Source organism: Micromonospora sp. WMMD1155, from assembly GCF_029581275.1.
In the GTDB taxonomy this organism is placed as follows: Bacteria; Actinomycetota; Actinomycetes; order Mycobacteriales; family Micromonosporaceae; genus Micromonospora.
The window spans coordinates 6,531,112-6,552,987 of the sequence record NZ_CP120742.1; the positions used below are offsets into that span (position 1 = coordinate 6,531,112).

Here is a 21,876-nt window from a genome sequence, read left to right on the forward strand (position 1 = left end):
CGCCCCGCGCGGCGCCGTTCAAGTGGCGTGGCCGAGGGCCCAGCCTGCGGTGGTGAGGTCGCCGACGGGGTGGACGTCGGTGCCGGTGGTGGTGCCGGAAGCCTGCTGTCCGGGCGCACGGTCGAGCGCGGCAGCCCTCGTGGACCGCCGGTCGGCACCGACTGGCCTTGATCGTCTCCACATCGCCGAGGTGGGGGTGACACCGTGCGGGGATGCCCTCACCTCGGCGACATGGAGTGGATCAAGCACCCGATGGAGGCGTCCCGGCACGCCCATTCCGTCGATCATGAGGTTGACGGGTCCGACGGAGATCGAACCGCCCGCCAACCTCATGATCGACCGGGATGTCGGGGTGATCGACTCGGATTTCTGGAAATCGGGGGGTCTAGGCGTGCTGGATACCGCGACTTCCTGAAACCTGAGTCGATCGTGCGGGCCACGACACGGGGCACACGGCGGCGCGGGGCGGGGGTTGACGACTAGAGGCGACTAGAGGCGGATGCCCAGGAGGGCGTCGACCGTCTTCGCGAAGAGGGCCGGGGCTTCGGGGTCGTCGGTCGTGCCGGCCAGGGTCGCCTCGGCCCAGTGGTCCGCCACCGCCAGGGCGCCGGGGGTGTCGAGGTCGTCGGCCAGTCGGGCGCGTACCCCGGCGAGCAGCTCGGCACCGGACGGCCCGGCGGGCGCGGCGGCGGCCTGCCGCCAGCGGGCCAGGCGCTCCTGGGCGGCGGTGAGCAGGTCGTCGGTCCAGGTGCGGTCGCCGCGGTAGTGCCCGGAGATCAACGCCAGCCGGATCGCCATCGGGTCGACCTTGTCGGCGCGCAGCCGGGACACGAAGACCAGGTTGCCGCGGGACTTGGACATCTTCTCGCCGTCCAGGCCGATCATCCCGGCGTGCACGTAGTGCTCGGCGAACGGCGCCTGACCGGTGAGTCGCTCGGCGTGCGCGGCGGACGCCTCGTGGTGCGGGAACAGCAGGTCGTTGCCGCCGCCCTGCACGTCGATCCGGTCGCCGAGCAGGTTCAGGGCGATCACCGCGCACTCGATGTGCCACCCCGGGCGGCCCGGGCCCAGCTCCCCGCCCGGCCAGGACGGTTCGCCCTCGCGGGCCCCACGCCACAGCAGCGGGTCCAGGGGGTCACGCTTGCCGGCCCGGTCGGGGTCGCCACCGCGATCCGGGAAGATCTCCAGCATCTGCTCCCGGGTCAGGTTCGACTCGTAGCCGAACCGGCCGGTGGCGGAGATGTCGAAGTAGACGTCGCCGGTGCCGTCGTCGAGCCGGTACGCGGCACCGTCCTTGAGCAGCACCTCGACCTTGTCCGCGATGTCCGGGATCGACTCGACGGCCCCCACGTAGTGCTCCGGCGGAATGATCCGCAGCGCCTCCATGTCCTCCCGGAACAACGCGGTCTCCCGCATCGCGAGGACCACCCAGTCCTCCCCGTCGCGGGTGGCCCGCTCCAGCAGCGGATCGTCGATGTCGGTGACGTTCTGCACGTAGCGCACCGGACGCCCGGCGTCGCGCCACATCCGCTGCACGAGGTCGAACGTGATCATGGTGGCGGCGTGACCGAGGTGGGTCGCGTCGTACGGGGTGATGCCGCAGACGTACATGCTCGCCGCGTCGGCCGGGTCACTCGGGTGCACGCCCTGCCGCGCCGAGTCGTACAACGCCAACGGCTCGCCCGTGCCCGGCAGCCGTGGCACCTCGTGTCCCGCCCAAGACTCCATGGGATCAGCCTAACCAGCCGGACGGCGACGCCGGAGCGCCCCGCGGGTGATCAAGATGACAGCGGCCTACATGGGTGGCCAGGGCATCGCCGGCCAGTCCTCCGGCGGCTGCGGGAAGCGGCCGACGTCTCGCAACCTGTCGATCCGGGAGGCCAACTCGGTCACCTCGCTGATCGTCAGGTGCTCGGCCAACTCCTCGCCGAGCGCCCCGGTGACCTGCCCGGCGAGCCCGTCGAGCATCTCCAGGGCGTCCGGGGGAAGCTGCTTGCCGGCCCAACCCCAGAGGACCGTCCGCAGCTTCTCCTCCACGTGGAAGCTCACCCCGTGGTCGACGCCGTAGATCCGGTCGTCCGGGCCGACGAGCACGTGACCGCCCTTGCGGTCCGCGTTGTTGATCACCGCGTCGAGGACGGCGAGTCGGGCCAGCCGCGGGTCCTCGGCGTGCGCCAACACGTACGGAGCGCCGTCGTCGTCCCGGGCCGCGGCGATCGGGAACCACCGGGGCGGCAACTCGTCGGCGGGCAGGAACCCGACCAGCGCCTCGGCGTCCTCCGGCTCGTCGATCCACAGCTGGCAGGAGCCGGGCCCGAACGGCCCGTCGCGGAGCACGGTGGGCGGCACCAGGCCCCACCCCGTCGCCTCGGAGACCAGGTACGCCGAGACCTCCCGGCCGGCCAGGGTGCCGTCGGGGAAGTCCCAGAGCGGTCGTTCGCCGCGCACCGGCTTGTAGACGCAGCGGGCGGTGACCCCGTCCAGGGTCAGGATGCCGCGCAGCGTCGTGTTCGACGCGTCGACCAGCCGCCCTTCGAGGTCGAGCGCGCCGTCGCGGAGCAGCCGAAGCGCCGCGTCACCGTCCTGGCGAGGCTGGAGGCCGGACGAGGTCACCGGTGGTAACCGTTGTGCCGCGGGCAGAGGTGCCCGGCGGGGTCCAACGGTTGGCCGCAGAGCGGGCACGGCGGCCGACCCGCGTTGACCACTCGCCGGGCCCGCTCGATGAACTGGCGGGTCGCCTGCGGGGTGAGCCGGACCCGGAGCCGGTCCAGGTCCTCGTCCGGCTCGTCGTCCTCGTCCTCGTCGTCGTCTTCGTCGTCCTCGTCGCCCAGCTCGACCTCGGGCTCCACCTCGCCGACGGCGATCGCCTCGATCACCACGGTCGCGGTGTCCACGTCGAAGGCCAGACCGAGGGTGCCGACCCGGAACTCCTCGTCGACCGGCGTGTCCAACGGCTCGTTGTCACCGATCACCGGCCCCGGGTCGGGCAAGTCCACGCCGAAGCGGCGCTGCGCCTCGGTCAGCAGCTCCTCCAGCTTCTCGGCGAGCAGGGACACCTGGACCTTCTCCAGCGCGACGCTGACCAGCCGACCGCCGCCACGGGCCTGCAGGAAGAAGGCGCGCTCCCCCGGCGGGCCGACAGTCCCGGCGACGAACCGCTCCGGCGGTTCGAAGGCGTGCACCTGGTGGGTCATACCCACGACCCTATCCGGCCCGCCACGGCACCGCGCACCCCACCGACCCGAATCGCCGCGGCGGCGGCGCGCCCGGCGTACCGGCTGCTACACCCGGGCGTGGCGGCCCGGCCGCCGGTCCGCGCGCGCCTCGACCGCCGACCGGGCGGGAACGGTGCGGCCGGGCGGCCGCCGACCGGCGTCGTCACGAGACCGCACCGGCCCCACCGCCGACCGCGGCGTCCGAATCGGCAGCGCGGGACGCCCGCCGACGCCGCTTACGCGGCGGCGGCACCAGGGCGGAGAGGTCACCGCCGGTGTCGTTGAGCCGGAGCACGAACGGGCGCAGCGGCGTGAACCGGATCGCGGTCACCGACGCCGGGTCGGCGACCACCCGCTGAAAAAGATCAAGGTGTACGCCGAGCGCGTCCGCCACGATGGCCTTGATCACATCACCGTGGCTGCACGCCAACCACACCGCCTCCGGGCCGTGCTCGGCGTTCACCCGGGCGTCCCACGACCGAACCGCCGCGACCGCCCGGGCGGACATCGCCGCCATCGCCTCCCCGTCGGGGAAGACCGCCGCGCTGGGGCGCTGCTGCACCACCGGCCAGAGCGGCTCCTTGGCGAGTTTCTTCAGCGGCTGCCCCTCCCAGCTGCCGTAGTCACACTCGATCAGCCCGTCCTCGACGACCGGGGTGGCCTGCGGCAGCGCCAGCTCCAGGGTCTGCCGGCAGCGGATCAGCGGGCTCGTCACGACGGCGGCCAGCGGCACCGCCCGCAGCCGCTCGCCCACCGCGACGGCCTGGGCGCGCCCGGTGTCGTCCAGCTCGACCGGTTGCCGGCCGGCCAGGCCGCCGTCGGCGTTCGCCGTGGTCCGGCCGTGTCGCAGAAGCAGAAGGGTCGCCACGCTGACCACCCTAGGGCCTCCCCCACCGCGGCCTCCGGCCCACCTCGAAGGCGAGCCGGGGGCCGTCGACGGGTGGGGTCAGGTGGCGTCGATCGTGCCGGTCAGCAGCAGGGCTAGGACCAGGGTGCCCAGCGCGACCCGGTACAGCACGAAGACGTACAGGGTGTGGTGGGCGACATAGCGCAGCAGCCAGGCGATGGCCGCGTACCCGATGCCGAAGGCGATGACCGTGGCGACGACCATCTGGGCCACCGACGGCGCGGACGTGCCCGGGGCGGACGGCTCGAAGACGTCACCGAGGCTGAACACGCCGGACATCACCACCGCCGGGATGGCCAGCAGGAACGAGTACCGTGCCGCCGCCTCCCGGGTCAGGTTGAGCAGCAGACCGGCGGTGAGCGTGCCACCGGAGCGGGACACCCCGGGGACCAGCGCCATGGCCTGGGCGAAGCCCATCACGATGCCGTCCTTCATCCGGAAGTTCTCCAGGGTGCGGGTCTGCCGCCCCCAGTACTCCGCGAACGCCAGCACGAACGCGAACACGATCAGCGTGGTCGCCACCACCCACAGGTTGCGCCCGGCCGTCTTGATCTGGTCCTTGAACAGGAAGCCGAACAGACCGATCGGGATGGACCCGACGATCACGTACCAGCCCATCCGGTAGTCGAGGCTGGACCGGACGGACTTGTCCCGGATGCCGACCAGCCAGGTCCGGGTGATCCGCCAGATGTCCTTGGCGAAGTAGATCAACACCGCCGCTTCGGTGCCGAGCTGGGTGACCGCGGTGAAGGACGCGCCCGCGTCGCGGTCGAAGAAGATCGCCGAGGTGATCCGCAGATGCCCCGACGAGCTGACCGGAAGGAACTCGGTCAATCCCTGGACGATGCCCAGGACGATGGCCTCGACCCAGGTCACTCGCCGACTCCCGAAAGATCAAGTGCCTCGGCGACGGTACGCAGGGTCTGCACACCGCTCTCCCGGTCGGCCACGAACAGGGTCACCGACAGCGTGGTGACGCCGGCGGCGGCGTACTCCCGCATCCGCTCGGCGACGCGCTCCTTCGGGCCGAGCAGCGACGTCCGGTCGATGAACTCCATCGGTACGGCGGCGGCGGCATCGCGCTGCCGCTTGGCCAGGTACAGGTCCTGCACCTCGCGGGCGGCGTCGCCGTACCCCATCCGGGTGGCGAGCTGGTTGTAGAAGTTCTGCTGGCGGCTGCCCATGCCACCCACGTACAGGGCCGCGTACCAGCGCACCAACTCGGCGCAGGACGCCACGTCGTCACCGATCACGACGGGCACCGACGGCACCACGTCGAACCCGGCCAGCTCCTTGCCGACCTTGGCCCGCCCGGAGCGCACCGAGGCGAGCTGCTCCTCGGCGAACTCCGGGGCGTAGAACACCGCCAGCCAGCCGTCGGCGATCTCGCCGGCCAGCTCCAGGTTCTTCGGGCCGACCGCGGCCAGGTAGATCGGTATGTGCTCGCGGGGTGGGTGGAAGCCCAGCCGCAGGGCCTTACCGGGGCCGTCCGGCAACGGCAGCGTGTAGTGCTCGCCGTCGTACGCCACCTCCTTGCGGGCGACGGCCAGCTTCACGATGTCGACGAACTCGCGGGTCCGGGCCAGGGGCTTGGCGAAACGCACCCCGTGCCACCCCTCGGAGACCTGCGGGCCGGAGACGCCCAGGCCGAGGCGGAACCGACCACCGGAGAGCGCGTCGATGGTGGCGGCGGTCATCGCGGTGGCCGCCGGCGTACGGGCCGGGATCTGCATCACCGCGGCACCGACGTCGATCCGTTCGGTCTGGCCGGCCATCCAGGCCAGCATGCTGGGCGAGTCGGAACCGTACGCCTCCGCCGCCCACACCACCGAGTAGCCCAGCCGGTCCGCCTCCTGCGCCAGGGCCAGGTGGTCGGCAGGTGTGCTCCACGCTGTCTGGTATCCAAGACTGAGCCCGAGTCGCACTGGTCCTCCCCCATCCGTGGCACAGGTCGCACCAGGTTACGCAATGCCGATAACGGAGTCGATCACCGGCTCGACCCCTTTGGTCCCCCCTCCATCGGGACAGCCCCGAGCGGCGGAACCGGCAGAACCGGCAGAGATACGGGAGCGAGGATATCCGTGGCGGCAGGTTCGAAATAAGGTTCACCCATGCAACAGCGACCGCTCGGCCGAAGCGGGCTGGCGGTTTCCCGGCTCGCGCTCGGCACCATGACCTGGGGCCGGGACACCGACGCCGACGATGCGGCCGCCCAGCTGAAGAGTTACCTGGACGCGGGCGGCAACCTGATCGACACCGCCGACGTGTACGGCGACGGCGACGCCGAGTCGGTGATCGGCTCGCTGCTGGGCTCCCTGGTGCCCCGCGAGGAGCTGCTGATCGCCACCAAGGCCGGGTTGCGGCCGGGCAACGGCCGACGCCGCGACGGCTCCCGGGGGCACCTGCTGCGGACGTTGGACGCGTCGCTGCGCCGGCTCGGCACCGACCACGTCGACCTGTTCCAGGTGCACGGGTACGACCCGGACACCCCCCTGGAGGAGACCCTGGCCGCGCTCGACCACGCGGTGGCCAGCGGCAAGGTCCGCTACGTCGGTGTGTCGAACTTCTCCGGCTGGCAGACCGCGCGGGCCGCCGCCTGGCAGACCGCCTGGCCGGGCCGGGCACCGGTGGTCGCCGCCCAGGTGGAGTACTCGCTGCTGGAACGGGGCGTGGAGCGGGAGGTGCTGCCCGCGTGCGAAGCGCTCGGCCTCGGCGTGCTGCCCTGGTCCCCGCTGGGTCGGGGGGTGCTGACCGGCAAGTACCGGCACGGCCGTCCGGCCGACTCCCGGGCCGCGTCGCCGCACTTCGAACGATTCGTCGCGACGTACCTGGAGCCGCGCTGCTCCAGCATCGTGGAGGCGGTGGCGACCGCCGCAGGTGGGTTGGGGGTGTCGCCGCTGGAGGTGGCGTTGGCCTGGATCCGGGACCGGCCGGGGGTGACCGCGCCGATCCTCGGCGCCCGGACGGTGGGGCAACTGCTCGGCGCGCTCCAGGTGGAACGCATCACACTTCCCGAGGAGATCACCACCGCGCTGGACGACGTCTCGGCGGTGCCGGTGGGCTACCCCGAGCGCGACAGCTGACCCACCGGCCGACCTACCGGCCGCGTCACGGCGCCGGACGCCGACCGGGGAGGTCGCCGATCGCGCTGAGGAGACGCGACTGGTCGTCACGCAGCGCGGGCTGGGTGAGCCGGATCCACGAACCGTCGTCGAAGGAGACGGTGGAGGTGAGCTGCACCAACCCGCTCGCGCCCCGTTCGGAGTCGACCCGGGCCACCCGGGCGCGCGGCACGCTCCACAGCACCCGGGGTTGGCGCCGGTCGGGCCGGTCGGCGTCCGGGCGGGGGCCCATCCGCAGCAGGTGCAGGTGGGTGTCGGTGACCGCCAGCGGGGTGCCGGTGTAGCGATCCAGGAACAGCAGCAGACTGCCCGCGATGGTGGCGAGGTCTCCACTGAAGACGTACCGACGCCGGTAGGCGATCTCGGCGAGCTGGTCGGCCAGCGGCCGGTACAGGCTGAGCCGGAACAGCGCCCGGAACGCCTCCTGCTCCGCGGTGAGCGGAATCGGCTCCCGCCGGGTCGGCTGCTCGGGCAGGGCCCGCTCCGGCGCGACCGACTCCCCCACCCCGGCGGCGAGGGCACCGGCCTTGCCCGGAAGCAGCAGCACGCCCGCGGCCATCCGCACCGGCGTCAGCACCGCGTCGACCCAGACCACCGGGTTGACGATGTTGAGCAGCCCGAACAGCACCTTCGGGTCGATCGACTCGGCCAGTTCGGCGCCGACCTCGTCGGCGAGCTGCCGACCGGCCTGGTGGGTCTGCGACAGGCGCACCGGCCCCAGCCCCACGTAGCGGAGGTCCTGCCCGGCCAGCAGCGGCGCCACCAGGGCGCGTTCGGGCTCGTCGCTGGTGCGGAACTCGTCGCGCAGCTCGCGCGCCTTGTCCCGGGCGGCCCGCGCGCCGCCGAGCACCGCGTCGGTGAACCGGCCGAACCGACCCCTCTCCCCTGACATCACCGTCGCCTCCCTAGCGGCCCGCGGGCTGACCCGCGGGCGGTTGCCCGAAGACATTCTGGTCGATCCAGTCCGCGCCACCCTGCACCGCCTGGTCGATCTGGTCGCCGACCTGCTCCCCGCCGGGGACGGAGAGACCACTGGTCAACGCGACCGTTCCCCAGGTGACGCCGTGCACGACCGAGTTCGGCACGTTCCACGGCAGGTTGGTCGCCCAGTCCCGGGCGATCACCCGGGCACCGTCGGCGACGCCGTGTGTCCGCAGCGCGGCGGCCCGGTCGAGGACGCCCATGTCGAACGGCGAACCGGACTTGCCCAGCTTGTAGGTGCCCTTGGACGGGTCGAGGACCTTGTGGTGCCACTTGTCGAGCTTGCCGGCGGCGCGGCGCTTGTCGGCGTACTTCCTGCCGGTGCGCAGCGCCTTCTGCATGTCACCAGAGGTCCATGATCGGCGCGGTGCTGGGTGGGACGGGCTTCTGGGCGGCGTCGGTCACCCCGGAGGGGGTGGCGAATGGCCGCTGGGCTGGGCAGCATGGATGGCATGGACTACGAATACGCGCCGCTGCGGTTGCCGCCGAACGTCGACCGGTTGACCGCCGCGGCGCAGTTGGCGATCCAGGCGGAGTTCTCCGGATGGGAGCTGGCCCGGGTGCGGCTGTACCGCGACGGCACGCGGCAGGTGGTGCTGCGCCGTCGACTGGTCAACCAGCCGCAGCCGGGCCTGTCGTACTGAACGGGCCGTTACGGCCCGGAGCGATATACCTCAGAGTCATATTCATACCTCTGAGGTATATCGCTCACCGGCACCTCGACAGGGCAGGCCGGCCAGAGGGGACGACGAGCGCAGCCCTCTGCCGGATGCGGACGTACTCGTCTAGTGCTGGTGCCCGGCGTGGTCGTGGTCGTCGTCGAGCTCCAGGAACGGGTGCTCGTCGAGCCGACCCACCAGCCGGTCGTCGGCCGCCGGCTGGAACGGGCCCACCGCGTCGTCGTCGTCGAACGACTCCAGGTCGACAGGGGTGCCGACCTCGCTGACCATGACCACCCCGTCGAGCGGTTCCAGCTCCGGGACGTCCAACGCGCCGAGCGAGCCGTCGCCGCTCTGCAGCAGCTCCAGCACCGCCTCGCCGACGCCCTCCACCGGCGCCGGCTCGTCGTCCTCCGGGGTCCCCTCGCGCCGGGCCGCCTCGGCCACGCGCAGCAGCGCGGCGACACTCGGCACCCGGTAGTCGCGGCGCTGACGCACCGAGATCACCCGGGGGTGCGGGTCGCTGGCCTCGGCCCCGTCGACGCCACCGAAGCGTTCGTCGGCCTCGTCCGGGTCGATCGAGTCGACATCCCACGGCGTCACCTCGCCGAAGGCGTCGAGCAGGCGCTCGTCGTACGCGAAGGAGGCGTTGTTCAACGCCACGTACGCCTGCCAGACGTCGTCGTCGTCGACGCGGCCCTGGGCGGCGCGTACGGCGGCGAGGTGGTGGCGGGCCGCTTCGATCACGCGCTCGAGAGCGGCGTCCAGCTCACCGTGCTGGTCGGTCATGTGGGGCTGTCCCTTCACGATGGGGAGGTTGCGCGCCGACGGCAAGTGCCGGACACGGCTAGCAGGTACGCAGGAACCGGTCGAGCACCCGCACGCCGAACTGTAGTCCGTCGACCGGAACGCGCTCGTCGATGCCGTGGAACAACGCCGAGAAGTTCAGGTCGGCGGGCAGCCGGAGCGGGGCGAACCCGAAGCAGCGGATGCCGAGCTGGGAGAACGCCTTGGCGTCGGTGCCGCCGGAGAGCATGTACGGGACCGGGCGCGCCCCCGGGTCCTCCGCGCGCAGGGCCGCCGACATGGCCTCGACCAGGTCACCGTCGAAGGTGGTCTCCAGGGCCGGCTGCCGCTGGACGTACTCGATCGCGATGTCCGGGCCGACCAGCTCGCGCAACTGCCGCTCCAGCAGCTCGGACTGGCCGGGCAGGCTGCGGCAGTCGATGGTGGCGGTGGCCCGGCCGGGGATGACGTTGTCCTTGTAGCCGGCGCTCAACCGGGTCGGGTTGGCGGTGTTGCGGATGGTCGCGCCGATCAGGTTGGCGATCGGGCCGAGCTTGGCGATGGCCGCCTCCGGGTCGTCCGGGTCCAGCTCGATGCCGAGCAGGTCGGAGACCTCGGTCAGGAAGGCCCGTACGGTGTCGGTGACCACCACCGGGAAGCGGTGCCGGCCGATCCGGGCGACCGCCTCGGCGAGCGCGGTGACCGCGTTGTCGTCGTGCACCATCGAGCCGTGCCCGGGGCGGCCCTTGGCGTGCAGCCGCAGCCAGTCGATGCCCTTCTCGGCGGTCTCGATGAGGTAGAGCCGCTGGCTGTCGTTGACCGAGTAGGAGAAGCCGCCGACCTCGCCGATCGCCTCGGTGCAGCCGTCGAACAGACCCCGGTGTTCGTCCACCAGGAAACGCGCGCCGTAGTCGCTGCCCGCCTCCTCGTCGGCGGTGTACGCGAGCACGATGTCGCGCGGCGGTCGTACGCCGGTGCGCTGCCAGTGCCGCACCACGGCCAGCACCATCGCGTCGAAGTCCTTCATGTCGATCGCGCCGCGACCCCACAGGTAGCCGTCGCGCAGCTCGCCGGAGAGCGGGTGCACCGACCACTCATCGGCGTCGGCGGGCACCACGTCCAGGTGGCCGTGCACCAGCAGCGCGCCCCGGCTCGGGTCGGTGCCGGGGATGCGGGCCACCACATTCGCCCGGCCCGGGGCGGACTCGTGCAGGACGGACTCGACACCCACCTCGGCGAGCTTCTCCGCCACGTACTCGGCCGCGCGGCGCTCACCGACGCTGGTGTCGTTGTCCCCGGTGTTGGTGGTGTCGATGCGCAGCAGGTCGCGGCAGAGGTCCACGACCTCTGCGCTGGGGTCGGGTCGGGCGGAGGCGGCGTCGCTCGTCATCGCCTCTTCATACCAGCCCGAGGTGGCCGACGGACCGGCGCACCGGCGCGGACGGACCGGCGCGCCGGTGCGCGCGCGTCGACACATCGACGGGTCGGTTTCGCCGTGACCGGGTTCGGGTACCGCCGCCCACGACCGAACGTCCCCCTGCCGGAGCTTCCGCCCGCCAGTCGAGGAGGGCACCATGTCCGCCGTTCCCCTGCCGCCGCTGCCGCCCACGCCCGCACCCGAGGAGGGCTACCGGCCCGCCGGTCGCAGCATCGCCGACATCGTCGACCAGGAGCATCGGCAACTGCTGTCGCTGGTGGAGCAGTTGACCGGCCCGGACGCCACACCGCAGGAGGCGCTGGCGGTGCTCACCGCCGCGCTGTCGCGGCACCTGTCCGCCGAGGAGCAGTACCTGTTGCCGGCGGTACGCGTCGCGCTGCCGGCCGCCGGTGAGCGGGTGGACGCCGAGATCGCCGCCGACGCCGGCCTGCTGAACGCGCTCAAGGGCTTGACCGCCGAGGCGCTGACCGACGTCGCCGGGCGGGTTCGCCAGCACGTCGAGGGGGTGGGCGCGCTCGTCACCGAGCTGCGGGCGGTCGCGACCGAGGAGGAGCTGATCCGCCTGGGCAACCGGTTGGAGATCGCCGAGGAGGCCGCGCCGACCCGCCCGCACCCGAGCACTCCGGCGACCCCTCCGTGGAACCGGATCGTGGAGCCCGCGGTGGGGGTGGTGGACAAGGTGCTCGACGCGGTGACCAGGCGGCCGACCTACCTGGCGGACCTGCCGGAGCCACCTCGCGACTGAGCGCGGCACCCCCTCGTCAGTGCATTCATTATCACCGATCCGCTCAGGCTATTCCGCAGGCTGACGCGTAGTCCTACCGTCACCCTATGAACCTGGAGCTGCGTCACCTGCGGGTGGTCTGCGCGATCGCGGAGACGGGGAGTGTGACGAAGGCGGCCTCGGCGCTCGGCCTGGCCCAGCCGGCCCTCACCGCCCAGCTCCAACGCATCGAGCGGACCCTGGGCGGCCCGTTGTTCGACCGGGACCGGCGTGGTGCCCGGCCCACCGCACTCGGCGAGCTGGTGCTGGCCCGGGCCCGGGTGCTGCTGCCGGCGATGAAGGGGTTGCAGGACGAGGCGGCGCGGTTGGCCGGGGCCGGCAGCGCACCCACCTGCTACCGGTTCGGTGGGGTGAACAGCCCGATCCTGGGCCGGCTGGTGCACCGGTTGGCGGCCGCGCAGCCGCCGGCCCAGATCACCACGTTCGCCTCCTGGTCGGTGGACGAGTTGGCGCAGTTGGTGGCCGGCGGCCGACTGGACTTCGCGCTCACCGGTGTGTGCGGCGACGCCAGCCCGTCGGCCGGGTTCGGGTTGAGCTGGCAGGAGGTGGCCGTCGACCCGGTGCTGGTGCTGCTGCCGGAGACGCACCCGCTGGCCGCCCAGGACGAGGTGCGCCTGACGGACCTGCGCCACGAGCAGTGGGTGGCCGCGCCGGGCGACGGCTGCTTCGGCGACTGCTTCGCCGCCGCGTGCGCCCGCGCCGGCTTCACCCCCCGCAAGGTGTACGAGACCGACATCCGCGGCTGCATCGACCTGGTGGACGCCGGTGTGGCGGTGGCGTTGTGCCAAGCGACGTTCCGTCCGGTGGCCGGGTTGGTGACCCGCCGGCTCGCCGGGATCCCGCTGCGCTGGCGGCTCCTGCTCGGCTGGCATCCGGACTCCCCCGCCGCCCAGGCCGCCGAGGTGGTGGTGGAGACGGCCAAGGCGGCGTACGTCGACTCGTTGGCCCCGCATCCGGCGTACCTGGCCTGGCTGCTGAGCAACCCGGGGTTCGGGGTGCGGCAGCCCAGCGGGATCCGGCCGGTCTGAGCGGGAGGTGGGGGTGCGAACCGCCGTTGGCCGGGTATCTGGCGGACATGACGGACCTCTACCCGCCCGCCGACGACCGCGAACTGCTGCGCCAGGCGGCCGCCGCGCACACCGCCGCCACCCGCGAGGTGGAGGCGTTCCTGCGCCGCCTGCCGACCGTGCCCGACCCGGCCGACGTCGCCGAGTACGCGAACCTGCTCACGCGGGAGGACCAGACCCGCGGTGACCGGGACGCGGCGGCCGACGCCGCCGGACTGACGATCGGCAGCCTGGAGCCCGACCAGGGCCAGTAGCCGCACACGTCGACGGCGCCGTCCCGGGGCGGGACGGCACCGTCGAGCGGTGTACCGGTCAGCGTTCGACGAGCGGATCGTGTCCCAGGTCGAGCAGCGAGTGCCGCCAGCCGTCGTCGGCGTTGCCGCGGGACGGCTTGGCGTCCATCAGCTCGCGGATCCGCTCCACCGCCTCCCGCATGACCTCGATGTCCTCCGGGGTGAGGTCGACCTTGCGCTTGTTCAGCACCTTGAGGATCTCCCGTCCCGGCTGGGGCAGGTCGAGGTCCGGGTTCGGGCTGAACGACTCCTCACCGGAACCCCGGGTCAGCAGCCAGGTGCGTAGCTGCTCCGACGGGACGTTCACCTCGGCGTGGAAGTCCTCCCAGAGCACTTCCACCTCGGGGTCGAGCCGCGCTTCGCGTACCATCAGGTCTCCTCTCGCCGGCGGTCCCCGGACGTCTCCGGGTCGTCCTCCTGGTCGGTCTTCGGATGCAGGCCCTCGGCGGGCACCCGCGTCCTGCGGGGGTTCGCGGTGGGCGGCGCCAGGATCGGGTCGGGGTGCTCGTCCTCGTCCCGGGGTGTCGCGGGCTCGCGCGGGTCCTCGTGCTCGTCCCGTCGTGCCGGCCCGCTCATCGTGGGTGTGTGGTCGTGGCCGGGGTGTACCCGCGCTCCCCGGCGCCCACGTCGAAGGTGAGCGCGCCGTCGCGCACGTCCACAGTGACCTTCTGACCCGGGGAGATCGCCGATTCCAGCAGCATCCGGGACAGGTGGTTGTCCACCTCCCGCTGGATCACCCGGCGCAGCGGGCGGGCGCCGAACTCCGGCTGGTAGCCGTGCTCGGCGAGCCAGTCGATGCCGGCGGTGGTGAACTCCACCTGGAGGTCCTGGGCGTGCATGCGGCGGCGGGTCTCCTCCAGCAGCAGCGCGGTGATGTCGCGCAGCTGCTCGGCCTCCAGCCGACGGAAGATGATCACCTCGTCGATGCGGTTGAGGAACTCCGGGCGGAAGTTCTCCTGGAGGCGGCGCATCAGCCGCTCACGCAGCTCGTCGTTCTCCTGCTCGCTGCCCACGTCGCCGGCGCCGAAGCCGACCGCGCGCTGGGCACCGGTGATCAATTCGGAACCGAGGTTGCTCGTCATGATCAGGACGGTGTTCTTGAAGTTCACCGTACGACCCTGACTGTCGGTCAGCCGCCCGTCGTCGAGCACCTGCAGCAGGATGTTGAACACGTCCGGGTGGGCCTTCTCGATCTCGTCGAGCAGCACCACCGCGTACGGGCGGCGGCGGACCGCCTCGGTGAGCTGACCGGCCTCCTCGTAGCCGACGTACCCGGGCGGGGCCCCGACCAGGCGACTGACCGTGTGCCGCTCCTGGAACTCGCTCATGTCCACCCGGACCATCCGGTCCGCCTCGCCGAACAGCGCCTCGGCCAGGGCGCGGGCCAGCTCGGTCTTGCCCACACCCGTCGGGCCGAGGAACAGGAAACTGCCCATCGGCCGGTCCGGGTCGGCCAACCCGGCCCGGGACCGGCGGACGGCCTCGGCGACGGCGGTGACGGCGTCGTCCTGGCCGACGACCTTCTGGTGCAGGTGCCCCTCCAGGCGCAGCAGCCGATCCCGTTCCTCCTCGGTGAGTTGGCTGACCGGGATGCCGGTGGCCCGGGAGACCACCTCGGCGATCTCCTGCGGACCCACCTCCGGCACCTGCGAGGAGGACATCCCGTCCTCGCCGTTGGCCCGGCGGATCTGCTGTTCCAGCTCGGCGATCCGGTCGCGCAGCGCGGAGGCCCGCTCGTACTGCTCGTCGGTGACGGCCTGCTCCTTGTCCCGGCGTACCTCGTCGAGTTCCTGTTCCAGCTCACGCACGTCGGAGGCCGGGGTCCGGGTGCGCAGCCGCACCCGCGCGCCGGCCTGGTCGATGAGGTCGATGGCCTTGTCGGGGAGGAACCGGTCGGTGACGTACCGGTCGGACAGCTCGGCGGCGGCGACCAACGCCTCGTCGGTGAAGCGCACCTGGTGGTGCGCCTCGTACCTGTCGCGCAGGCCGCGCAGGATGGCGATGGTGTCGTCGACGCTGGGCTCGGGCACCAGCACCGGCTGGAAACGCCGGGCCAGGGCGGCGTCCTTCTCGATGCTCTTGCGGTACTCGTCGAGCGTCGTCGCGCCGATCACCCGCAGCTCGCCGCGGGCGAGGGCGGGTTTGAGCATGTTGGACGCGTCCATCCCGCCCTCGCTGCCGGCGCCGCCCGCGCCGACCAGGGTGTGGATCTCGTCCAGGAAGATGATCAGCTCGTCGCGGTGCGCCCGGATCTCGTCGATCACCTTCTTCAACCGCTCCTCGAAGTCACCCCGGTAGCGGGTGCCGGCGACCAGACCGGCGAGGTCGAGCTGGACCACCCGCTTGCCGAGCAGGGTCTGCGGGACGTCGCCGTCGCAGATCCGTTCGGCCAGCCCCTCGACGATGGCGGTCTTGCCGACCCCGGCCTCACCGATCAGCACCGGGTTGTTCTTGGTACGCCGGGACAGGATCTCCACAGCCTGCTCGATCTCGTCGGCCCGTCCGATCACCGGGTCGATCTGGTCGTTGCGGGCCAGGTCGGTGAGGTCCTGCCCGTACTGGTCCAGGGTCGGGGTGCCACGATCCGGTTTCGGGCCGGTCATCGGCCCGCGCTCGGCGTTGGCGGCCTGCAACGACTCGGGTTGGATCCGACCGGCGGCCAGCATCCGCCCGGCCGGCGACTCCGGGTTGAGCGGCAGCGCCATCAGGATGTGTTCCGGGCCGATGTAGTTGGCCCCCATCGCCCGGGAGAGCTGGTGGGCGTCGAGCAGCGCCCGCTTGGCGGCCGGGGTCAGCGACAGGTTCGGGGGCACCTCCCCCCGCGGCGCGCCGTCACCCTTGCCACCGAGGGCGTTGAGCAGGGTGTCCGGGTCCGCGCCGGCCCGGCGGACCAGGTCGCGCAGGGGCTCGCGTTGCAGCGCCGCCCAGAGCAGGTGGTCGGTGTCCAGGTCGCTGCTCTGGCGTTGGGCGGCCCGCCGGGCCGCGTCGGCCAACATCTCCCGGGCGTCGGCCGTCATCAGTCGGGTGATGTCGACCCGGTGCGGCGGTCGGCGTCCTCCCTCGCCCCGGCCGAAGTACCGGGCCAGGAATTCGTCCCACGGGTCGGAGCCGATGTCACCGGGTCCCATCATGTCTGTCCTCCGCAGTCGGGCGCGGCACGGTCGGCAGGGGCTACCCGACGCGCGCCCCGACAAACGCCGCAGGTGGCGGCGCGGCGGCGTCCCGGGTGTGGCGTCCGGCCGGGGCGGGCCGATGGTGGCAGTCTGGTGGGATGAACGAGACACCGCTGTTGATCGTGGACGGCGCCAACGTGGTGGGCTCCCGCCCGAACGGGTGGTGGCGGGACCGCGCCGGTGCGGCGGCCCGGTTGCGCGACTCGCTCGCCCCGGTGGCGACCGTCGGGTTGCCGGCCCGACTGCCCGCCCCGGTGGAGGTGGTGCTGGTGGTCGAGGGGGCCGCGCGGGACGTGCCCGGCACCGAGGGCGTCCGGGTCGTCTCCGCCGCCGGGTCCGGCGACGACACGGTCGTCGAGCTGGTGGCCGACGCGCCGCAGCGCCGTCGGCTGGTGGTCACCGCCGACCGGGAGTTGCGCGGGCGGGTAACAGCGCTAGGTGCCGAGGTGTACGGCCCGCGCTGGTTACGCGAGACCCCGCCCAACAACTGAGAAGTTCTCGCACTGGGACTCCCACAGAACGGACTCCCGGCACTTCCGGGCGCCTTCCGGACAGGCGGGCAGGAACACCGACAGGGCGGATGTTCTTTCGGAACCGCCGATAGGCTCTAATGGAGATCTCCCCGCCCCCAGGAGGTTCCGCCGTGGCGAGCGTCGCCGAGTTGAAGGCTGCCATCGATGTCGCCCTCCAACAGATCGGGGACGGGCAGACAGCCGTGCAGGCGGCCGGCGAGAAACTGTCCGAGGCGCAGCAGACCCTCGCCGGGGCCCTGGAGGGCAGCGGGCACGAGACGGTCGAGGCGGCCCAGGCCTCGCTGACACAGGCCGGCCAGGAGCTGGAGGAGTGTCTCGCCGCGACACTTGTCGCGGTGGAGCAGGCGCAGCTCTACGTCGCCACCCTGTAGGCGCTCATGTCCATCATCGAGGACGTCGGTGGGCAGGTCCGTGCCGCCAGCGAGGAGTTCCCGCTGGCCCTGCTCGGGCAGGCACTGGAGAAGTTCGGCCTGGCCGCGGAGCGACTGCGGTGGGTCCGTCAGGAGTCCGCCGACCCGATGGGGGTGCCCGAGCTGAGCGCCGCCACCGAACACGCCGAGAGCGCCGGTTACGCGCTGCGGGTGGCCCAGGAGCAGCTGTCGGCGTACCTGGCCGCGATCGGTCTCGCCGCGGACGGCGGCCCGGCGCCCCGCCCCGAGCAACGCGCGCCCCGACACGACGCGCCACCGGAGTCGGGACCCACCACCGTGGCTCCGGAGCCGACCGAGCAGGCTCGGATGCGCCGCTGGTGGTCCGTGCGGGTGACCGAGCTGACCGGTGGACGCGTCGGCGCCGACGACGAACCCGACGAGCGGTTGGACGACTCCCAGGAGTTGCTGCGCCGGGTGGTGGGCGGCGTCCGCTCCGGCGACCGGGACCGGCTCCGCACGGAGCTGCGTCGGGCCCCGGCCGACGTCGGCCTGGGCATGGCGGCGCTCGCGCCACCGCTGCTGCGCGAGCTGGCCGGTGAACTGCTCGGGCACCCGCCCCGCGCCACCGACCTCGGACGGCTGCGCGGTGAGCTGGACGGACGCGTCCGCGACCTGCTGCCCGGGCTGCCGCCGCCGGTGCTGGAGACGTTGCTGACCCGGGTCTGTCGGATGCCGCCGCCGCGTGCCTCCGGGGAGCCGCCGCATGCCGCCGACTCCGCGGTCACCGCCGGCGTGGCGACCGCGCTGCTGCTCGCCCGCCTCGGTCGGGACCTCCCCTCGGGCGACGCGCGGCAGCCGTCGGGCGCGGGCCGGGCCGCTGACGGAGGCCAGTCGCCGGGTGCGGGCCGACCGACCGACGCGCGGCAGCCGGCGGGTACGGGCCGACCGGCCGACGCGCGGCAGCCGGCGGGTTCCGGCCGAACGGCGGCGGGGCGCTCGGCGGGTGGGGGCGCACGCCCCGACGGTGTCGCCGCGCGGCCGGGCACCGCCGGTGGGCAGCCCTCCGGTGGGCTGCCGCCCCGCTCGGGAAGCCCCTGGCGGGACGCGCCGGTCCGACGGGGCTCCGATGGCTGACCGGCGCGGCCAGTTGGCCGGCCGGGTCCGGGACACCCTCGCCGAGGCACTGGGCGCCACCCGTACCCGACTGTCCGCCGCGCAGGCCGAGCTGACCGCCGGGCGGGAACGGTTCACCCGGGTCCAGCGGGCGGCGGCGGCCGTACCGGCGCGGGTGGGCGCCCAGCGGGACCGCCGCGTCGCCGAGATCGACGCCCGCTTCTCCACCCGGATCGCCGAGCTGGCCCGCCGGGCCGCCGACGCCGCCCGGCAGGAGGCCCCGGGCTGCGCGGGGGCCGACTGGGCGGGGTGGGCGCCGACGCCCGCCCGGCGGGCGGAGCCACCGGGCGCGCTACGGGTCGGCACGGTCCAGATCGACGGCGTCGAGCCGGTGCCCGCGCTGGTGCCGCTGCTCGACGCCGGGCACGTCCACCTCTCCGGTGACGACCGCGCCGGTTGCGACGCGGTGGTGTCCGCGTTGCTGCTGCGGGCCGTCGGCCGCGCCGACCCGGGCGCGGTACGACCGATCGGGTACGACCCGGAGCAGCTCGGCGGCGGCCTGGCCGGGTTCTCCCCGCTGGGCACGGCGGGGCTGCTCACCTTCGTGGGCCCCGGTGGTCTGGGCCCGCTCCTGGACGACCTGGTGGAGCAGATCCGCCGGATCAACGAGACGGTGCTCGCCGGTGAGTACGCCTCCCTGCGTGAGCTGGCCGCGGCCACCGGACGGCGACCCGAACCGTGGCGGGTGGCGGTGTTGCTCGGTGGTGACGACCTGAACCGGCACGAGCGTGGGCAACTGGACCGGGTGGTACGCGCGGGCGCCGCCTGCGGGGTGCACCTCGTGGTACACGGCGTGCCGTTGCCGCAGGACCCGACGGTGACCCGGGTGGTGGCCGAGGTGTCCGGCGCGCGCATCGGCGGGTCGGCCGGGCTGCCGGTACGCCTCGACCCGCCGCCACCGGCGCCGCTGGTCACCGAGACCTGCCGGGAGATCGCCGCCCGGGTGAACGCCGGCCCCCCACCGACGCCGTTCGGGGACCTGCTACCCGCACCGGAGCTGATGTGGCGGGAGAGTTCCGCCGACGGGCTGACCGCGCCGATCGGCGAGGGGTCACAGGGCCGACCGGTCCGCCTCACCCTGGGCGACTACCCGCCGCACGCGCTGATCGGTGGGCCGTCCGGCACCGGCAAGACGAATCTGATCTTCGCGTGGATCGGTGCGCTGGCCTCCCGCTACTCCCCCGCCGAGCTGGAGTTCTATCTGCTGGACTTCAAGGAGGGGGTGTCCTTCGCGCGGTTCGCGCAGGGTCGGCGCGACCCGAGCTGGCTGCCACACATGCGCCTGGTCGGCATCAACGTCAACACCGACCGGGAGTTCGGGTTGGCGCTGCTGCGGTTCCTCACCGAGGAACTGCGCCGACGGGCCGACGCGGCGAAGAAGCACGAGGTGACCAAGCTGGCCGAGCTGCGGACGGTCGACCCGACCGGGCACTGGCCGCGGATCGTGGCGGTGGTCGACGAGTTCCAGATGCTGCTGGCCGGCCGGGACGTGGTGGCCCGGGAAGCCGCCGACCTGCTGGAGGACCTGGCCCGGCGCGGCCGGTCGCAGGGCATCCACCTGGTGCTCGCCTCGCAGGACGTGCGGGGCATCGAGGCGTTGTGGGGTCGCCCGGCGCTGGTCGCCCAGTTCACCCTGCGCATCGCGCTGCCCAAGGCGCTGCGGATCCTCGCCGAGCGCAACGACGCGGCCCAGTCGCTGCCCCGCTGGCACGCGGTGGTCAACGCCGAGTCGGGCATGGTGGAGGGCAACGAGGTCGCCCGGATCCCGTCGGCCAGCGACTGGGAGACGTGGAGCGGGTTGCAGCACCGGCTGTGGCGGATGCGCGCCGCCGACGCGGCCCCCGCCCGGCTCTTCGACGGCGACGCGATCCCCCGGCTGGCGGACGCCCCGGACTTCCGGGCGCTCGCCGCGCCCCCGGACGGCACCGCGCCACGCAACCCGGTGGCGCTGCTCGGCGAGATCATCGACGTGCAGTCCCGCTCGGCGGCGCTGCGGCTGCCCCGCGCGCCGGGGCGCAACCTCGCGGTGCTCGGCACCCGCGTCGACGAGGCGTGCGCGGTGCTGGACGCCGCGGCCCGGTCGCTGGCCCGGCAGCACCCGCCGGGCACCGCCCGGTTCTCCATCGCCTGCCTCGACCCGGACGCCGACCCGATCGCCCGGGCGCTCTACGGCGACCTGGCCGACGACGCCGCCTGGTACGACGAGGAGACCGTCGGCGAGCTGATGGCCGAGACGGCCGACGGGTTGACCGCCCCGGCCGGCGCGCACTACCTGCTGTTGTTCGCGGTCGACGCGGCGGCCGGCGCGCTGGCCGCCCGGGCGGGTCGGCGCACCGGGTTGGAGCACCTGCGCCGGATCCTGCACGACGGGCCGGAACGACGGACGCATGTGCTGGCCTGGTGGCGGGGCGTGGCCCGGATGCGCGCCGACCTGGGTGGGGCCGGCGCCCGCACCGATCAGATCGGCGCGTGGGTGGCCCTGGACACCCACGGCGGCGACCTCGGGTCCTCGCTCTACCCGGGCACCGGTGGCCCGGACTGGTATCCCCGCCCCTGGCGGGGCCTCTTCTTCGACCGCGCGGTCCACCGCACCGGCCAAGTGATCATCCCCTACGGACCGTCGAGATGAACGAACCGGTGACCAGTGAGACGTACACGGCGCAGCTACGGCGGTTGGCCGAGCTGACCGCCCGGGTGGCCGAGCAGCGCGACGAGGCACACACCTGGTACGAGCGGCAGTGCGCTGCTGCCGAGCGGGCCGTCGCCGAGGCCGCCGAGCAGCTCCAGGACGCCGAGGAGGAGCTGGTCGCCGCCCGTGAGCAGCAGGAACGCGTTGACGCCGAGGTGGCGCACCTGTGGCAGCAGGCCCGCACCCGCCTCGGTGCCCGCCGTCTCGGCGGCCCGCCCGCACCGGCTGACGGCATCTCGGCCACCGACCCCGTGCTCCTGCTCGGGCGGGCCCGGGACCTGATCGACCGGGTCGGGCAGCCCGGTGAGCTGCCCGGTTCGGTCAACCCGCTGCTGGCGCTCTGCGGGGTCGCCGGTGCCGTGCTGGCGTACGCGCTGGGGGCCGGCGCCCGGGCGCTCGGCGTCGGGTACGGCGGTGACCTGGCGGTCGGGATGCCGGTGCTGGCGCTGGTGGTGACACTGCTCGGACCGCTGATCGGTCTCGTACCGGCACGGGTGCTGGCCGACCGCCGGCACGCGACGCTCGGGCCACGGCCGATCACCGTGGTCCTCGGCGCCGGGGTGATCACGACGGTGCTGCTGCTCGTGCTCGGCCGCTGACCCGCCGGGCGCTGCGGCCCCGGCGGCGCGCCGCCCGCACCGGTCACCCTGCCCCGCCGATCGGTGATCGACTCGGCTTCCGGGAA

The 21,876-nt window shown here is 73.3% G+C and carries 23 protein-coding genes; 10 read left to right on the top strand and 13 right to left on the bottom strand.

Annotated elements, in window-relative coordinates:
• Nucleotides 1-489 precede the first annotated feature (489 nt).
• From mshC to O7617_RS29870, 6 genes are all read right to left on the bottom strand, one after another.
• Nucleotides 490-1,728, bottom strand: coding sequence for a cysteine--1-D-myo-inosityl 2-amino-2-deoxy-alpha-D-glucopyranoside ligase (mshC, locus tag O7617_RS29845; protein WP_282259705.1), 1,239 nt, complete (start codon nt 1,726-1,728; stop codon nt 490-492).
• 66 nt (nt 1,729-1,794) lie between these two features.
• On the bottom strand, nt 1,795-2,613 hold the full coding sequence (locus O7617_RS29850) for an SCO1664 family protein (protein WP_282259707.1): 819 nt from the start codon (nt 2,611-2,613) through the stop codon (nt 1,795-1,797).
• Nucleotides 2,610-3,194 carry a DUF3090 domain-containing protein gene (locus O7617_RS29855; RefSeq protein WP_282259709.1) on the bottom strand — a complete coding sequence of 195 codons (585 nt, stop codon included), beginning with the start codon at nt 3,192-3,194 and terminating at the stop codon, nt 2,610-2,612. Before O7617_RS29855 ends, O7617_RS29850 begins: the two co-directional genes overlap by 4 nt.
• 184 nt (nt 3,195-3,378) lie before the next feature.
• On the bottom strand, nt 3,379-4,092 hold the full coding sequence (locus O7617_RS29860; RefSeq protein ID WP_282259710.1) for an MSMEG_4193 family putative phosphomutase: 714 nt from the start codon (nt 4,090-4,092) through the stop codon (nt 3,379-3,381).
• 69 nt (nt 4,093-4,161) lie between these two features.
• Nucleotides 4,162-4,998: an undecaprenyl-diphosphate phosphatase gene (locus O7617_RS29865; RefSeq protein WP_282259712.1), complete on the bottom strand. Its 837-nt coding sequence runs from the start codon at nt 4,996-4,998 to the stop codon at nt 4,162-4,164.
• Nucleotides 4,995-6,047, bottom strand: a complete 1,053-nt coding sequence (locus O7617_RS29870) for an LLM class F420-dependent oxidoreductase (RefSeq protein ID WP_282259713.1) — start codon at nt 6,045-6,047, stop codon at nt 4,995-4,997. The genes O7617_RS29865 and O7617_RS29870 overlap by 4 nt, the downstream gene beginning before the upstream one ends.
• A 186-nt stretch (nt 6,048-6,233) precedes the next feature.
• On the opposite strand from O7617_RS29870, the gene O7617_RS29875 reads away from it, so the two are divergent.
• Nucleotides 6,234-7,205, top strand: coding sequence for an aldo/keto reductase (locus tag O7617_RS29875; RefSeq protein WP_282259715.1), 972 nt, complete (start codon nt 6,234-6,236; stop codon nt 7,203-7,205).
• 25 nt (nt 7,206-7,230) lie between these two features.
• Here O7617_RS29875 and O7617_RS29880 read toward each other — a convergent pair whose 3' ends face one another.
• Nucleotides 7,231-8,136 (bottom strand): hypothetical protein, encoded by a 906-nt coding sequence (locus tag O7617_RS29880; RefSeq protein WP_282259717.1) that lies wholly within the window; start codon nt 8,134-8,136, stop codon nt 7,231-7,233.
• A 13-nt stretch (nt 8,137-8,149) separates the two neighbouring features.
• Nucleotides 8,150-8,566 (bottom strand): hypothetical protein, encoded by a 417-nt coding sequence (locus tag O7617_RS29885; RefSeq protein ID WP_282259719.1) that lies wholly within the window; start codon nt 8,564-8,566, stop codon nt 8,150-8,152.
• A 111-nt stretch (nt 8,567-8,677) separates the two neighbouring features.
• Here O7617_RS29885 and O7617_RS29890 point away from each other — a divergent pair, with 111 nt between their 5' ends.
• The gene (locus tag O7617_RS29890) at nt 8,678-8,869 is read left to right on the top strand and encodes a DUF5703 family protein (RefSeq protein ID WP_088989720.1); all 192 of its coding nucleotides are present in this window, start codon (nt 8,678-8,680) and stop codon (nt 8,867-8,869) included.
• A gap of 141 nt (nt 8,870-9,010) precedes the next feature.
• On the opposite strand, the gene O7617_RS29895 is transcribed toward O7617_RS29890, so the two are convergent.
• Together O7617_RS29895 and O7617_RS29900 are read right to left on the bottom strand one after the other, a co-directional pair.
• Nucleotides 9,011-9,673, bottom strand: coding sequence for a hypothetical protein (locus tag O7617_RS29895; RefSeq protein WP_141909300.1), 663 nt, complete (start codon nt 9,671-9,673; stop codon nt 9,011-9,013).
• Between the two features lie 58 nt (nt 9,674-9,731).
• Nucleotides 9,732-11,060 carry a M20/M25/M40 family metallo-hydrolase gene (locus O7617_RS29900; RefSeq protein WP_282259723.1) on the bottom strand — a complete coding sequence of 443 codons (1,329 nt, stop codon included), beginning with the start codon at nt 11,058-11,060 and terminating at the stop codon, nt 9,732-9,734.
• Nucleotides 11,061-11,244: 184 nt separating this feature from the next.
• On the opposite strand from O7617_RS29900, the gene O7617_RS29905 reads away from it, so the two are divergent.
• The 3 genes from O7617_RS29905 to O7617_RS29915 all read left to right on the top strand — a co-directional run bounded on the left by O7617_RS29905 (nt 11,245) and on the right by O7617_RS29915 (nt 13,213).
• Nucleotides 11,245-11,853 carry a hemerythrin domain-containing protein gene (locus tag O7617_RS29905; protein ID WP_282259724.1) on the top strand — a complete coding sequence of 203 codons (609 nt, stop codon included), beginning with the start codon at nt 11,245-11,247 and terminating at the stop codon, nt 11,851-11,853.
• 86 nt (nt 11,854-11,939) lie between these two features.
• Nucleotides 11,940-12,920, top strand: a complete 981-nt coding sequence (locus O7617_RS29910; protein ID WP_282259726.1) for a LysR family transcriptional regulator — start codon at nt 11,940-11,942, stop codon at nt 12,918-12,920.
• A gap of 47 nt (nt 12,921-12,967) precedes the next feature.
• A complete protein-coding gene (locus O7617_RS29915) occupies nt 12,968-13,213 on the top strand; it encodes a hypothetical protein (protein WP_282259728.1) in 246 nt (81 codons plus the stop codon).
• A 58-nt stretch (nt 13,214-13,271) separates the two neighbouring features.
• On the opposite strand, the gene O7617_RS29920 is transcribed toward O7617_RS29915, so the two are convergent.
• From O7617_RS29920 to O7617_RS29930, 3 genes are read right to left on the bottom strand one after another with little or no spacing between them, the layout of a single operon-like run.
• On the bottom strand, nt 13,272-13,622 hold the full coding sequence (locus O7617_RS29920) for a DUF3140 domain-containing protein (RefSeq protein ID WP_282259729.1): 351 nt from the start codon (nt 13,620-13,622) through the stop codon (nt 13,272-13,274).
• Nucleotides 13,622-13,828, bottom strand: a complete 207-nt coding sequence (locus O7617_RS29925; RefSeq protein ID WP_282259730.1) for a hypothetical protein — start codon at nt 13,826-13,828, stop codon at nt 13,622-13,624. The genes O7617_RS29920 and O7617_RS29925 overlap by 1 nt, the downstream gene beginning before the upstream one ends.
• The gene (locus tag O7617_RS29930) at nt 13,825-16,383 is read right to left on the bottom strand and encodes an ATP-dependent Clp protease ATP-binding subunit (protein ID WP_282259732.1); all 2,559 of its coding nucleotides are present in this window, start codon (nt 16,381-16,383) and stop codon (nt 13,825-13,827) included. The genes O7617_RS29925 and O7617_RS29930 overlap by 4 nt, the downstream gene beginning before the upstream one ends.
• A gap of 140 nt (nt 16,384-16,523) precedes the next feature.
• Here O7617_RS29930 and O7617_RS29935 point away from each other — a divergent pair, with 140 nt between their 5' ends.
• The 5 genes from O7617_RS29935 (at nt 16,524) to O7617_RS29955 (ending at nt 21,790) form a co-directional block, all read left to right on the top strand.
• Nucleotides 16,524-16,916 (top strand): hypothetical protein, encoded by a 393-nt coding sequence (locus O7617_RS29935; protein ID WP_282259734.1) that lies wholly within the window; start codon nt 16,524-16,526, stop codon nt 16,914-16,916.
• Nucleotides 16,917-17,068: 152 nt separating this feature from the next.
• On the top strand, nt 17,069-17,329 hold the full coding sequence (locus O7617_RS29940; RefSeq protein ID WP_282259736.1) for a hypothetical protein: 261 nt from the start codon (nt 17,069-17,071) through the stop codon (nt 17,327-17,329).
• A gap of 6 nt (nt 17,330-17,335) precedes the next feature.
• A complete protein-coding gene (locus O7617_RS29945; protein WP_282259737.1) occupies nt 17,336-18,463 on the top strand; it encodes a hypothetical protein in 1,128 nt (375 codons plus the stop codon).
• On the top strand, nt 18,456-21,131 hold the full coding sequence (locus tag O7617_RS29950) for an FtsK/SpoIIIE domain-containing protein (RefSeq protein WP_282259738.1): 2,676 nt from the start codon (nt 18,456-18,458) through the stop codon (nt 21,129-21,131). The genes O7617_RS29945 and O7617_RS29950 overlap by 8 nt, the downstream gene beginning before the upstream one ends.
• Nucleotides 21,128-21,790, top strand: a complete 663-nt coding sequence (locus O7617_RS29955) for a hypothetical protein (RefSeq protein WP_282259739.1) — start codon at nt 21,128-21,130, stop codon at nt 21,788-21,790. The genes O7617_RS29950 and O7617_RS29955 overlap by 4 nt, the downstream gene beginning before the upstream one ends.
• Nucleotides 21,791-21,876 lie beyond the last annotated feature (86 nt).